This is a genomic window from Mesorhizobium sp. M2A.F.Ca.ET.043.02.1.1, from assembly GCF_003952405.1.
GTDB lineage: Bacteria > Pseudomonadota > Alphaproteobacteria > Rhizobiales > Rhizobiaceae > Mesorhizobium.
In genome coordinates this window covers 4,453,644-4,467,269 of record NZ_CP034445.1, presented here as the reverse complement: position 1 = coordinate 4,467,269, position 13,626 = coordinate 4,453,644, and the positions used below count along the sequence as shown (strand labels likewise).

The window sequence follows — 13,626 nt, the reverse complement described above, 5'->3', positions numbered from 1 at the left end:
CAATCGTCAAAACAAGGTTAATGCAATGCTTACGATCGTGATTAATTTAAGGTTTACTCAAATTAGATCGAAGGGCCCGCCATTAACAAAAAAAGGCGGCCAGGCCGCCTTCGGTCGCCGACATCGATGTCGCCAAACCTATGCCGTGAGCCTCTGCAGCGCCCAGACCATCAGCGGCGAATCCGGGAACGTGATCAGTCCACCGGCGCCAAGCGCGACGCCATAGGGAATGCCCACTTTCTCGTCGGCGAAGTGGCGCAGGAACCGGCTGTGGCCGGTATAGGCGGCCAGCGGCGATTTACGGTAGGCGAGGATTGCGATGGTCAGCAGGCCCCCGAGGAAAGCCGACGTCACCAGATAGCCGATCAAATCGATGTTGAGGCCCATCCACAGAGCGCTCGCGGCCAGAAGCTTGGCGTCGCCGCCGCCCATGCCGCCGAGCGCAAAGAGGCCGAATGTCGTGGCAAGCACGAGGGCGCCGGCGGCGAAGTGCCAGCCATAGGTCGCCCAGTCCATCCCGGTGAGCGGCGCGACAAGCGCGAATGTGGCCACCAACAGCACGGGAACGCGGTTGGCGATCGTCATCGACAACGTGTCGGAGATCGCAGCGAACAGCATGCAGAACGGGAAGACGACGAAGATTATGGCTTCGAGCATGAAACAGGTGCCGTGAGACAATACCGCGCGCAATCTAAGGCACGGGGCATTAACGATCGGTGAGTAGGGTGGCCGGATGCTGCAACGAACAAGGGCCGCCGCGAGGCAGCCCTTGTGTCAGAATGGCTTCGCCGTCCCTCGGCTTATTAGTTCGGGGCGTCGTTGACAGCCGTGGCGATCGCATCGAACTTGGCATTCAGCGCGGTGCCAAGCGAGGTGGCGCCGACCATGATGGCGAGCGCGATGAGAGCGGCGATCAGACCGTATTCGATGGCGGTCGCGCCGGATTCGTCTTTCACGAAACGTGCAATGAGATTAGACATGCGAGAGCTCCTACTCCACGTGTTACAGCACTTCCGTCAACTTCTCTTGCGGTTGATCGGATGCTGCAAATCTAGGGAGAAGCCGTTTCGATCGGCTTAATAAACAGCCTTACCGATTCCTTTCCGGGGGCGAACGCACTGCGTGGTTAACCGCGGCCTAAACATTGTCAGCCGGCTCGAGGACCGAGCAAAGCGGCGCAAACCGACGCTTGTGCAATGTTACTAAAACAGGAAGCGCCGTCAGCGCGTGGACGGGCGAGGCAAAGTCCTTAATCGCGGCCAGGTCCGGTTTAACCGTTGCTTCACCAATCTCGTTCATGTTCCGTTGAAGAATCCGCCTGCCGGGAGCTGTTCAATGAGGTTGTCGAGATCGCTGTTTCCAGTCGCCGCGCTGCTGGCGGCTGCAGCCTTGGTGATGCCGGCCAGGGCCGGCGGGGGTGTCGAAGTGACCATGAACCAGGCAAAGATCGTCAAATTGTCCCGTGCGGCCGACACCGTCGTCATCGGCAACCCCGCCATCGCCGATGCCTCGGTGCAGGACGCCTCGACCATCGTTCTCACCGGCAAAGGTTTTGGCGTCACCAATCTGGTCGTGCTCGACTCCGACGGCAGCCCGATCATCGATGAACAGGTGACCGTCGTGCGGCAGGCCGCTTCCTCGGTACGCATCTACAGGCGTGCCGAAGTCCAGACCATGTCTTGCACGCCGTATTGCGAGAGCGCCTACAAGACCGAGGCCGAGAAGGTTTCCGAAACCGAAATGAGCGCCGCGCACTAAGCCCGAAGAAAAGCGTCTGAGCAGGCGTTAAAGACAGCTTAAAGCCTGCCCGGCGAATTTAACGATCATCCAAACTGGACCTCAATGGGTTTTCGCTACCTTGCCGCCGGTACCGCAAGGGGATCGGCAGGAAGGCAAATGAGCAAGGATGCCACATCCGGCAACGGGATGGACAGTTCGGCGCGCGGCAAACCCCGCCCCGGCTTCTTCAGCGACAGACGCGGCAGCACGGCAATGGAATTTGCGATGCTTGCCATCCCGTTCGCGCTTCTCGTCTTCGCTATCCTCGAGAGCTGCATCTCCTTTGCCGGCCAGGAGGTGATGGCCAACGTCACCGACGATGTCGCCCGCCAGTTGCGGACCGGGCAGTTGCAGAGGTCGAACGTCACCGAAGCCTCCATCAAGCAGCTGATCTGCAGCAGGCTGGAGATCATGGTGGCCAAGGACTGCCCGGGATTGCTGGTGGACCTGCGTGAATATCCGAGCTTCGCCGACGCAGCTACGGCGGGCTACAGAATAAATGGCAACCAAATCGTGCTGACGCAAAGCGGAAGCGACAAGACCTTCACGACATCGCCCGGGCTGGCCGAATCGATCAACATGCTGCGGGTGTTCTACAAATGGCCGGTGATGACTGATCTCCTGGCCAAACAGATGCAGAATTTCACTGATGGGACCACGCTTCATTTCGCGTCCGTAACCTGGCAGAACGAACCGTTCGACGACAACTGAGACTGGTGGACGACTGAGACTGCGGCGATCTGGAGGATAGGATGTACCGTGCGGGGGCACATTGGGGGATTTCGGCCATCGTGGCGCGAGCCAGCCGGTTTGGCCGCGATCGGCGCGGCGTCGCGGCGATCGAGTTTGCGCTCATCGTGCCGGTGCTGCTCATAATGTATTTCATCACGATGGAAGCCTCCCAGGCCATTGAGACCAGCAAGAAGGTTAGCCGCATCGGCAGCATGGTGGCGGATCTCGTCACGCAGCAGACGGCGGTCGTGAAGGCGAACCTCGATGCCATCATGAAGATCGGCAGCACGACGCTTCTGCCCTACAACCGCTCGGATCCGAAAATCATCATCACCGCCATACAGATGTCGGACCAGGCATCGCCGACAGTGAAGGTAGTGTGGTCGCGCAAGCTGGTTGGCAGCACCTACAGCGCCGATGCCAAGCCCGGCGACACCACGACTGTCCCCTCGACGCTGAAAATCCGCAACACTTTCCTAATCCGTGTGGAAAGCGATCTCGGCTATACACCGGTCATCGCCTGGAGCGCGACCGATGAAAAAGCGAAATCGTTTGGATTGCTGTCGACCTTCAGCAACATAAACATGAGCGAGACTTATTATCTCAGGCCTCGCCGGGTTCCGATGATCCCTTGCAGCGACTGCTGACGGTCATTAGCGGCCATCCAATGCCTGCCGCACAATGCCCATCGCCATGGCGTAATCCTTGGACGTCGCCGGCACGAAGCCGCCGGTATGCGCCCTCTCCAGGAGGTCGTACACATCGGGCGTCTGTGATTTGAGATTGGTCAGGAAGACGGTCAGCCGTCGTTTCGTCTCTGGATCGAGATCGCTGCGGACCGCATGCGGCCCGTAGCGCAACAGGTCGGAGGTCCATAACACCCTAAGCGACGCCTCAGGGATGCCGGCAGCCTCCAGCCGCTCGACCGTGCCGCCGGAATGGGCGGCTTGGCCGTCGGCATCGGCCGGCTCCCAGCCGAACAAGCCATCCGCATCGCCGACGCTCAACATCGTCTCGGCCGCCGTGGCCGACGCCGCGCGTGCCAGGAACGGCGAATCCCGCGCAATCTTGACCCCTGCGGCGGAAAGGGCCGCCAGCGGCAGCAGCGCGCCGCCGACATTATCGGCCGGCGCAATCGCGATCCGATGCGAAGCCATGGCGGCAAGATCCTGAAGCCTGCCGTCGCGCGTCACCAGGACGGAGCGGATGCCGACGGCGCCGTCGGCGTCGACCGGCGCCACCAGTGGCTCGACACAGCCGCAGCGCTCCGAGGCCGTGGCATAGGCAAGCGCCGAATAGACCGCGTATTGCACGCGCCCGCTCGCCTGCGCCTCGATCAGCGCCGCATAGTCACGCGCAACGACGAACTCGACCTTCATGCCGAGCGCGTTGGCATAGGCTTCCGTCAGACGCGCAAGCCCGGGGACGGTGTTGCCGCCGCCCGGCTTGGCAACGATGCCGATACGGAACGTGCCGATGTCGTCACGCCAGGCGGCGTGTGCCGGCCATGCGGCGGCGCCGGACGCCAAGAGAGCGGCCGCGCACATTTTCACGGCCTGCCTTGCCGCGGTCTTGCCGCGCCTCGCCATGCTTGCCTTGCTCCCGCCATATCCACGCCTCGTCGCAACTATGGCGCGAAGCGGTTGCGGTTTGTTTCCGATTTGCCAACGCCGCCGGGGAACCTTATGTCTGGCGACCAGGACTGACAACAATGACACCCATGGCGCGCGCGTTCCTGTTCGTTCTCGATTCTTTCGGCATCGGCGGCGCGGCCGACGCCGAACGCTATGGCGATGCCGGCGCCGACACGTTCGGACATATCTTCAAGGCCTGCGCCGAAGGCCGCGCCGACCGGGAAGGTCTACGCAAAGGACCGCTCACCGTGCCCAACATGATGTCGCTCGGGCTTGGCCTGGCGGCACGGACGGCAACCGGACTGCAGCTCGACGCCGACACGCCGCTGATCGCCTCGGCCTTCCACGGCGCCGCCCAGGAGGTGTCAAGCGGCAAGGACACGCCGTCGGGCCATTGGGAGATCGCAGGACTGCCCGTGCGCTTCGACTGGGGCTATTTTCCCGACACGGTGCCTGCCTTCCCGGCCGAGCTGACCGACGCGATCATCCGCGAAGGCAAGGTGCCGGGTATCCTCGGCAATTGCCATGCGCCGGGAACCGAGATCATCGAGCGGCTCGGCGAAGAGCATATCCGCACCGGCAGACCGATCTGCTACACGTCGGTGGACTCCGTGTTGCAGATCGCCGCGCATGAAACGCATTTCGGCCTGGAGCGGCTTTATGAGCTTTGCCTCAAGGTGCGCCGGCTCGTCGATCGCTTGAAGATCGGGCGCGTGATCGCGCGGCCTTTCGTGGGCGAGACGCCCGCCACGTTCCAGCGCACCCACAACCGCCGCGACTATGCGGTGCCGCCGCCTGAGCCGACCCTGCTCGACCGGCTGACGGAGCGCGGCAGCAAGGTCATCGCCGTCGGCAAGATCGGCGATATCTTCGCCCATCGCGGCATCTCGCAGGTGCGCAAGGCCGGCGGCAACATGGCGATGTTCGACAAGGCGCTCGGCGCCATGGACGATGCCGGCGACGGCGACCTGGTCTTTGCCAATTTCGTCGACTTCGACACCGAGTTCGGTCACCGGCGCGATGTCGCCGGCTACGCGGCCGCGCTCGAAGCCTTCGACCGCCGGCTGCCCGAGGCGCTGTCGCGCATCAGGCCGGGCGACCTTCTCATCCTCACAGCCGACCATGGCAACGACCCGACCTGGCGCGGCACTGACCATACGCGTGAGCGCGTTCCGGTGATCGGCATCGGGCCGGGGCTGAAGGGCGGCGACATCGGGCTGAGGCCAACCTTCGCCGATATCGGCGAAACCGTTGCGGATCACCTTGGCCTGGCAGCCGGACGCCATGGGACATCATTCCTTGCAGCGATAGGCGGCCATGCCTGAACTGCCTGAAGTCGAAACCGTCCGGCGCGGACTGCAGCCGGTCCTGGAAGGGGCGCGGCTGGTCAAGGTCGAAGCGCGCAGGCCCGACCTTCGCTTTCCTTTTCCCGAGCGCTTTTCGGAGCGGCTGACAGGCAAGACCGTGACGGCGCTTGGCCGGCGCGCCAAATACCTGACGATGCATGTCGAAGATGGTCCGGTGCTGATCTGCCACCTCGGCATGTCGGGGTCGTTCCGGATCGAAACCGCCGGGAGCAGCGACATCCCCGGCTCCTTCCATCACGAGCGCTCGAAGATCGCCGCGCACGACCATGTCGTGTTCGACGTCACCTCGCCGAATGGCGCGCGGTCCAGCGTTATCTTCAACGACCCGCGCCGCTTCGGCTTCATGCTGTTTGCCGAAGGCGCGCCGGACACCCATCCGATGCTGGCGGGACTCGGCATCGAGCCAACCGGCAACGCGCTCGACGGCCCCCTGCTCGCCTCGCTGCTGAAGGATCGCAGATCGCCGCTCAAGGCGGCGCTGCTCGACCAGCGCCTGATCGCCGGGCTCGGCAATATATATGTCTCGGAAGCACTGTGGCGCGCCGGGCTCTCGCCGCTGCGCGAAGCCGGCACCATCGCCGGCTCGGCCAAGAAGGCGAAAGGACAAAGCGAACGCCTCGCCGAGGCGATCCGCTCGGTCATCGCCGATGCGATCGCCGCCGGCGGCTCGTCGCTGCGCGACTATGTCCAGGCCGACGGATCGCTCGGCTATTTCCAGCATTCCTTCGCGGTCTACGATCGCGAGGGGGAGCCGTGCCAGAAGCCGGGCTGCCGCGGCCATGTCGAACGCATCGTGCAGAGCGGCCGCTCGACCTTCTATTGCCGGACCTGTCAGCGGTAAGCTAGGAACGGTATCGATCATCCCACCCCCGCGGAGGAAGCGAACCATGACCTATGAAACCATTCTCGTGGAAACACGCGGCAAGGTCGGGTTGATCACGCTGAACCGGCCCAAGGCGCTCAATGCACTGAATTCGCAGGTGCTTGCGGAGGTGGTCGCGGCGGCGAGCGCGTTCGATGCCGATCCCGCCATCGGCGCGATGGTGCTTACGGGCTCGGAAAAAGCGTTCGCCGCCGGCGCCGACATCAAGGAAATGCAGGCGATGTCCTTCGCCGACGCCTACACGCAGGATTTCTTCGTCGGCTGGGAGGAATTCACCCGCACGCGCAAACCCATCGTCGCGGCGGTCGCTGGCTATGCGCTCGGCGGCGGCTGCGAGCTGGCCATGATGTGCGACTTCATCATCGCCGGCGACAACGCCAAATTCGGCCAGCCCGAGATCACGCTCGGCGTCATGCCGGGCATGGGCGGCTCACAGCGGCTGACCCGATTCGTCGGCAAGTCCAAGGCGATGGACATGTGCCTGACCGGGCGGATGATGGACGCGGCCGAGGCCGAGAGGAGCGGGCTGGTGTCGCGGGTGGTCCCGGTCGCCGAGCTGCTCGACGAAACGCTGAAGGCGGCGGCGAAGATCGCCGAGTTCTCGCTGCCGTCGGTGATAATGACCAAGGAAGCCGTCAACCGCGCTTACGAGACGACGTTGGCCGAGGGGCTGCGCTTCGAGCGCCGTCTTTTCCATTCGCTGTTTGCGCTCGACGACCAGAAAGAAGGCATGGCCGCCTTCGTCGAGAAGCGGAAGCCGAACTTCACCAACCGCTAAAGCATGTCTCCCGAAAGTGGGAACCGGTTTCGGGATAAAGACATGCTTAAAATCAAAACCTAAAGCGCATGGAGCGAATCTGAAAGATCGCGACGCGCTTTAGGCGCTTCGCCCAGGTGGCCGCGATTTTGCGGGACATGACATCGAGGCCCAAAAAGACCGCGAAGCGGCGTTGACGAGGCGGAAAAGCTGAACTATAAGCCGCACCAACCGAGGCGGCCCGTGGCTGCCCGTTTGTTTTTTGCGCCCTGCGACATCGCTGGCGTTCACCAGATCAGAAGAGAGGCATCATGGCCAATACTTCCTCGGCCAAAAAGGCTACGCGCAAGATCGCCCGCCGCGCTGCGGTCAACAAGAACCGCCGCTCGCGCGTCCGCACCTATGTCCGCAAGGTCGAAGAGGCACTGGCCGCCGGCGACAAGGCCGCTGCGGTGGAAGCCTTCAAGGCTGCGGAACCGGAATTGATGCGCGCCGCCACCAAGGGCGTCGTCCACAAGAACACGGCTTCCCGCAAGGTTTCGCGACTGGCTCAGCGGGTCAAGACGCTGTCGGCCTGACCGACTCAATCCTCCATCGATTTGGAACCCGGCCGCACAGGCCGGGTTTTTTCGTTTGCCGGCAAGTACTTAAAAAGTTCCCCCGCAAGCTGCACTTGTGAGGCGATTCAAATGCCGGTATTGTTTTGCCGGCATATACAGCGCCGCTTATATCTGCCGCCTCTGCCGCGGCAGCTGCCCAAATTCTCCTGTCAGAAATTCCGCATTCTTTTCAGGTGCTTACAGACGGTCATCCACAGCTTGTTCAACGCACGGTCGGACCGCGGGGGAGAAGTAGCTGTCAAGAGAATTATTTCAGAATATTTCGTTTCGGGCGGTCTTTTTCATATTCGCCGGAAAAGGGTTTGAATCACAATGGCTTTGTCAAAACGTGCCGTCGCAGCTCCCGAATTCAAGCCCCGTTCGGTAACCAGATTCGTTAAAAAACCGTTAGATGTGGCCTTGCCCTATCCACAGCGATTTCGGTAATGTCCATCCATCGAAGGGACGGGCACTAAGCCCCTGACCCAGCCTGAATCGGCCAGCACAAAATGGCAGAATTCATGACGTGGAGCAATTCCGCGCGTGGCTTGGTTTGTCTCTTCGGTGCGGTAGGGGACTGGCGTAATTGTACATTGGCGGTCGATGTCTCGCCGGCGTTTTCGCCGGAGGGTGGCGTATTGCCTTGTCTTTGTCGGAAGCCGGCGTGCGGAGCCGGCGGCTGGTTCCTTGCGCGAGTTGCGATGACCGTTTGCCGGCGGCGGCAGCGGCAGCGCGGCGAATGAGGTCGCCGGACCAAGGATGCAGGAGGCGCATCCCCGGCGGGAAAAGGGTACGAGAAGACAAGGAACTGTGATCATGCAAAGCGGCATCGAGAGGGAGATAGCGGGCGATCTCCCACTTCCAGCAACTTTTGTCGGAGAGGGCGACGTGGCGGTATCCAGCGACGCGGAACAGAAGTTCGAACGGGTCAAGGCCCAGTTGAAGGCGCGTCTCGGGGCCGAGGTCTATTCGAGCTGGTTTGGTCGCATGAAGGTCGCCGAGGCTTCCCGCGGCATTGTCCGCATCTCGGTGCCGACCGCCTTCCTGCGGTCATGGATCAACGGCCACTATCTCGAGCTTATCGCGGAGCTGTGGCGGCATGAGGATCCCGACGTCCTCAAGATCGAGATCGTCGTGCGCACCGCGACGCGCCAGGGGCGCAACCATGTCGAGCCGGAGATCGCGCCGGCCCGCAAGACGACCAGGCAGACGCACACCGCGCTCGCCAACGGCACCGCGAGCGCCGGACGCGTGGAACAACGAGCGCCGGCGCCCCGCCAGGGCGCGCCCGCGGAACCGGAGTTCCGCCACAATGTTCTAGGGTCGCCGCTCGACCCGCGCTACACGTTCGCCTCCTTCATCGAAGGACCGTCCAACAGGGTGGCCTTCGCGGCGGCGAGAGCCGTGGCGGAATCGCAGTCGAGCGCGGTGCGTTTCAACCCGCTTTTCCTGCATGCCACCGTAGGGCTCGGCAAGACGCATCTCTTGCAGGCGATCGCGGCGGAGTCGCTGCGGCACAATCCGAAGTCGCGCGTCGTCTATCTGACGGCGGAGTATTTCATGTGGCGCTTCGCCACCGCGATCCGCGACAACAACGCGCTGACGCTGAAGGAGCAACTGCGCGACATCGATCTCCTGATCATCGACGACATGCAGTTCCTGCAAGGCAAATCGATCCAGCACGAATTCTGCCACCTCATCAACATGCTGCTCGACAGCGCCAAGCAGGTGGTGGTAGCCGCCGACCGGCCGCCGTCGGAGCTGGAATCGCTGGAGCCACGCGTGCGGTCGCGCCTCAATGGCGGCGTGGCGCTGGAAATGTCGGCGCCGGATTTCGCCATGCGGCTCGGCATGCTGAAGCTGCGCCGCGCCACCGCGAAGAGCGATGACACCTCGCTCGACATCTCGGACGAGATCCTGGAGCATGTCGCCCGTACGGTCACCGGCAGCGGGCGCGAGCTTGAGGGCGCCTTCAACCAGCTTCTGTTTCGCCAGTCCTTCGAGCCGCAGATCACGATCGACCGCATCGACGAGATCCTCGGCCACATCTATCGCTCGGGCGAGCCGAAGCGGGTGCGCATCGAGGACATCCAGCGCATCGTGGCGCGCCATTACAACGTGTCGAAGACGGAGCTTCTGTCCAACCGGCGCACGCGCACCATCGTCAAGCCGCGGCAGGTGGCCATGTATCTGTCGAAAGTGATGACGCCGCGCTCGCTGCCGGAGATCGGGCGGCGTTTCGGCGGCCGCGACCACACGACCGTGCTGCATGCCGTGCGCAAGATCGAGGACCTTTCGGGCGGCGACAACACGCTGGCGCAGGAGCTCGAACTGCTCAGAAGGCTGATCAACGACCAGGCCTGAGGCAATGCGAAAATGGCCGGCGACCCGCTTCGCCGGCTTTATCCCCAGAAAGCCCGCGCAACCGGCCCGAACCGGTGCCGCGGGCTTGCCTTTGCAGGCTTTTTACTGTCAGCTTACGGAGATTCTGGAAGCCTTTCAGGGCTTTCGCGGGATGCCGCCTGCCGGTGACCCGTTCATTCATTGAAGCGAGCCTGTTCGTCATGCGTGTTATCCTGGAACGGTCAAATCTCCTGAAGTCCCTCAACCACGTCCACCGCGTGGTCGAGCGGCGCAACACCATCCCGATCCTCTCCAACGTGCTGCTCAGCGCCGAGGGCGCGAGCCTCGAGATGAAGGCGACCGACCTCGACCTCGAGGTGACGGAGGCGACACCCGCCAAGGTCGAGCGCGGCGGCGCGACGACGGTGCCGGCGCATCTGCTCTACGATATCGTGCGCAAGCTTTCCGATGGCGCAGAGGTGATGCTGAAGACGGACGAGGACGGCAACGCGATGACCGTCACCTCGGGACGTTCGAGCTTCCGCCTGCAGTGCCTGCCGCAATCCGACTTCCCGGAGCTTTCGGCCGGCTCGTTCTCGCATATCTTCCGGCTGGAATCGGCGGCGCTGAAGGGGCTGATCGACAAGACCCAGTTCGCCATCTCGACCGAGGAAACGCGCTACTATCTCAACGGTATCTACCTGCATGCCGTTGAAGTCGGCGGCAAGCTGAAGCTGCGCTCGGTGGCGACCGACGGACACCGCCTGGCGCGTGCCGAGATCGACGCGCCGGCAGGTTCGGAAGGCATGCCGGGCATCATCATTCCGCGCAAGACGGTGAGCGAGCTGCAGAAGCTGGTCGACGACCCCGACGTTGCCGTGACGACGGAACTGTCGGACACCAAGATCCGCTTCACCATCGGCAGCGTCGTTTTGACCTCGAAGCTGATCGACGGCACCTTCCCCGACTATCAACGCGTGATCCCGACCGGCAACGACAAGAAGCTGATCATCGATCGCCAAAGCTTCGCCGCCGCGGTCGACCGCGTCTCGACCATTTCCTCCGAACGCGGCCGGGCCGTGAAGCTGTCGATTAATGACGGCCAGCTCACGCTCGCGGTCAACAATCCGGATTCGGGCAGTGCCACCGAGGAACTGGCAGCCGACTATTCGTCGGATCCGATCGAGATCGGTTTCAACGCCAAATACCTGCTCGACGTCGCGGCCCAGCTCACCGGGTCGGAGGCCAAGTTCATGCTGGCCGATGCCGGCTCGCCGACGCTGATCCATGACATGGCCGACGAAACCGCGCTCTATGTGCTGATGCCGATGCGGGTCTAGGTCTCTTTGTCGACGCAATTCCGGACGGAAAACCGCAGTGCACTTTTCCTGGAATTGCGCTTTTGTCTGTCGCAATTCCGGACGGAAAACCGTAGTGCACTTTTCCTGGAATTGCTTTAGCGGACCTGATGTGTCGCCGTGACCGCGGATGCGAAACAGCTTCGGCAGCAAAGCTACATAAGTAAGTTGACGCTTACGAATTTCCGCAACTATGCGGCGCTTTCGCTCGAACTTGCCCCTGGCGCGGTGGTGCTGTCGGGCGACAATGGCGCAGGCAAGACCAATCTCCTGGAAGCGATCTCGTTCCTGACGCCGGGTCGGGGACTGCGCCGCGCGCCTTATGCGGATGTGGCGCGCGAAGGCGGCGACGGCGGCTTCGCCTTGCATGCGCGCATCGAGGGGCCGGAAGGCCAGGTCGAGATCGGCACCGGCATTTCCGGCGGCGACGCCGCCGGCGAAGGCGGCAGGAAGGTGCGGATCAACGGCGCGCCGGCGCGATCGGCCGAGGATATGCTCGAATGGCTGCGGGTCGTCTGGCTGACGCCGGCGATGGACGGGTTGTTTCCCGGGCCGGCGGCGGACCGACGCCGCTTCCTCGACCGGCTGGTGCTGGCGATCGACCCCGGCCATGGCCAGCGCGCGCTCGACTATGAGAAAGCCATGCGCGGCCGTAACCGTTTGCTTACCGAAGGCTCGCGGGACGGCGCCTGGTTCGACGCGATCGAGACGCAGATGGCCGAAACCGGCGTGGCGATCGCCGCGGCGCGGGCCGAGCTGGTGCGGCTGCTTGCCGCCATGATCGACAGATTGCCCGGCAGCGGGGCGTTTCCGCAGGCCGATATCAGCCTCGCCGGGGATCTTGAAAGCGCGCTTGGCAGCGCGCCGGCGGTCGATGTCGAGGAACGCTATCGCGCCGCTCTTGCCAATGGCCGTGAACGCGACCGCGCCGCCGGCCGCACGCTCGACGGTCCGCATCGCTCCGATCTGGTGGTGCGGCACCGGCCCAAGTCGATGCCGGCGGAACTTTGCTCGACCGGCGAGCAGAAGGCGCTGCTGGTCGGCATCGTGCTGTCGCATGCCAGGCTGACCGGCGAGATGTCGGGCCTGACGCCGATCCTTCTCCTGGACGAGATCGCCGCGCATCTCGATGCAGGCCGGCGCGCGGCGTTATTTTCCATCCTCGAGGAGCTTAACTGCCAGGCCTTCATGACGGGCACGGATGCCGCCCTGTTCTCGAGCCTTGCCGGCCGGGCGCAGTTCCTGACGGTCGATCACGGCAGCGTCGAGCCGACCGGCTAGCCCTTGAAGAAGCTATTTCGGCGCTGCGCACCGGGCTTTGCCATGCGTCGTGCGAAACCTTTGCCTCGTCATGTGGACCACAAGGCTTTGCCTTGCGCTTACTGACAAGGCTCTGCGCCAGCGATAAAGTCCAGCCATGACCGATGCCGCCCTAACCGACGAAGAGCTCGAACGCTATGCCCGCCACATCGTGCTGCCCGAGATCGGCGGGCCGGGCCAGCAGAGGCTGAAACGGGCGCGGGTGCTGGTGATCGGCGCCGGCGGGCTCGGCGCGCCGGTGCTGGAATATCTTGCCGCCGCCGGCGTCGGCACGCTCGGCATCGTCGACGACGACACGGTTTCGCTGTCCAACCTGCAGCGGCAGGTGATCCATGGCAGCGATACGATCGGCATGGCCAAGACCGACAGCGCCGCGGCAGCGATCATGCGCATCAACCCCAACGTCGCGGTGGAAACGCACGGCCTAAGGCTGACGGAAGAGAACGCCCCTGCCCTCGTCGCCCGTTACGATGTCGTTGTCGACGGCTCCGACAATTTCGAGACGCGCTATGCGGTCGCCGATGCCTGCGCCAGCGAGAAGAAACCCCTGGTGACGGCTGCCGTCGGCCGCTTCGACGGCTCGGTTACGGTGCTGAAACCGTTCGAGACAGGCGCCGACGGCAAGCGCAATCCGAGCTATCGCGACCTGTTCCCGGAAGCGCCTCCCGAAGGGCTGGTGCCGTCCTGCGCCGTTGCCGGCATTGTCGGGGCGCTGACGGGCGTCATCGGCGCGCTGGAGGCAATGGAGGCGATCAAGCTGATTGCCGGCATAGGCGAGCCGCTCATCGGCCGGCTGCTGCTCTATGACGGACTCACAGCCCGCTTCGACACCATCCGCTACAAGGCCGTCTGAG

14 protein-coding genes are annotated in these 13,626 nt (G+C 63.4%); 11 read left to right on the top strand and 3 right to left on the bottom strand.

The features are described 5' to 3' along the window. Positions 1-138: 138 nt before the first annotated feature. Together EJ068_RS21285 and EJ068_RS21280 are read right to left on the bottom strand one after the other, a co-directional pair. Positions 139-657, bottom strand: coding sequence for a prepilin peptidase (locus EJ068_RS21285; protein WP_126079381.1), 519 nt, complete (start codon positions 655-657; stop codon positions 139-141). A gap of 146 nt (positions 658-803) precedes the next feature. Further along, the gene (locus tag EJ068_RS21280) at positions 804-980 is read right to left on the bottom strand and encodes a Flp family type IVb pilin (RefSeq protein WP_127252217.1); all 177 of its coding nucleotides are present in this window, start codon (positions 978-980) and stop codon (positions 804-806) included. Positions 981-1,335: 355 nt separating this feature from the next. Between EJ068_RS21280 and EJ068_RS21275 the strand changes: the two genes are divergently transcribed. From EJ068_RS21275 to EJ068_RS21265, 3 genes are all read left to right on the top strand, one after another. Beyond that, on the top strand, positions 1,336-1,758 hold the full coding sequence (locus EJ068_RS21275; protein WP_127252218.1) for a pilus assembly protein N-terminal domain-containing protein: 423 nt from the start codon (positions 1,336-1,338) through the stop codon (positions 1,756-1,758). Between the two features lie 168 nt (positions 1,759-1,926). After that, complete coding sequence (locus tag EJ068_RS21270) at positions 1,927-2,490, top strand: TadE/TadG family type IV pilus assembly protein (protein ID WP_245463484.1); 564 nt, start codon at positions 1,927-1,929, stop codon at positions 2,488-2,490. Between the two features lie 41 nt (positions 2,491-2,531). Further along, positions 2,532-3,158 (top strand): TadE/TadG family type IV pilus assembly protein, encoded by a 627-nt coding sequence (locus EJ068_RS21265; RefSeq protein WP_126079385.1) that lies wholly within the window; start codon positions 2,532-2,534, stop codon positions 3,156-3,158. A 6-nt stretch (positions 3,159-3,164) separates the two neighbouring features. On the opposite strand, the gene EJ068_RS21260 is transcribed toward EJ068_RS21265, so the two are convergent. After that, entirely contained in the window at positions 3,165-4,100 is a 936-nt protein-coding gene (locus tag EJ068_RS21260; protein WP_127252220.1) for a PhnD/SsuA/transferrin family substrate-binding protein, read from the bottom strand. Between the two features lie 131 nt (positions 4,101-4,231). Between EJ068_RS21260 and EJ068_RS21255 the strand changes: the two genes are divergently transcribed. The 8 genes from EJ068_RS21255 (at position 4,232) to EJ068_RS21220 (ending at position 13,625) form a co-directional block, all read left to right on the top strand. Next, positions 4,232-5,470, top strand: a complete 1,239-nt coding sequence (locus EJ068_RS21255) for a phosphopentomutase (protein ID WP_127252226.1) — start codon at positions 4,232-4,234, stop codon at positions 5,468-5,470. Further along, entirely contained in the window at positions 5,463-6,353 is an 891-nt protein-coding gene (gene mutM, locus EJ068_RS21250) for a bifunctional DNA-formamidopyrimidine glycosylase/DNA-(apurinic or apyrimidinic site) lyase (RefSeq protein WP_129554851.1), read from the top strand. Before EJ068_RS21255 ends, mutM begins: the two co-directional genes overlap by 8 nt. Before the next feature lie 46 nt (positions 6,354-6,399). After that, entirely contained in the window at positions 6,400-7,173 is a 774-nt protein-coding gene (locus EJ068_RS21245; protein WP_127252222.1) for an enoyl-CoA hydratase, read from the top strand. A 290-nt stretch (positions 7,174-7,463) separates the two neighbouring features. Then, the gene (gene rpsT, locus EJ068_RS21240) at positions 7,464-7,730 is read left to right on the top strand and encodes a 30S ribosomal protein S20 (RefSeq protein ID WP_040985913.1); all 267 of its coding nucleotides are present in this window, start codon (positions 7,464-7,466) and stop codon (positions 7,728-7,730) included. Between the two features lie 837 nt (positions 7,731-8,567). Continuing rightward, entirely contained in the window at positions 8,568-10,115 is a 1,548-nt protein-coding gene (gene dnaA, locus EJ068_RS21235) for a chromosomal replication initiator protein DnaA (protein WP_129554850.1), read from the top strand. A 200-nt stretch (positions 10,116-10,315) separates the two neighbouring features. Next, a complete protein-coding gene (dnaN, locus tag EJ068_RS21230) occupies positions 10,316-11,434 on the top strand; it encodes a DNA polymerase III subunit beta (RefSeq protein WP_095819339.1) in 1,119 nt (372 codons plus the stop codon). A 138-nt stretch (positions 11,435-11,572) separates the two neighbouring features. Further along, on the top strand, positions 11,573-12,733 hold the full coding sequence (gene recF, locus EJ068_RS21225) for a DNA replication/repair protein RecF (RefSeq protein ID WP_129554849.1): 1,161 nt from the start codon (positions 11,573-11,575) through the stop codon (positions 12,731-12,733). A 136-nt stretch (positions 12,734-12,869) separates the two neighbouring features. Then, positions 12,870-13,625, top strand: coding sequence for a molybdopterin-synthase adenylyltransferase MoeB (locus EJ068_RS21220; RefSeq protein ID WP_129554848.1), 756 nt, complete (start codon positions 12,870-12,872; stop codon positions 13,623-13,625). Position 13,626: the final 1 nt, after the last annotated feature.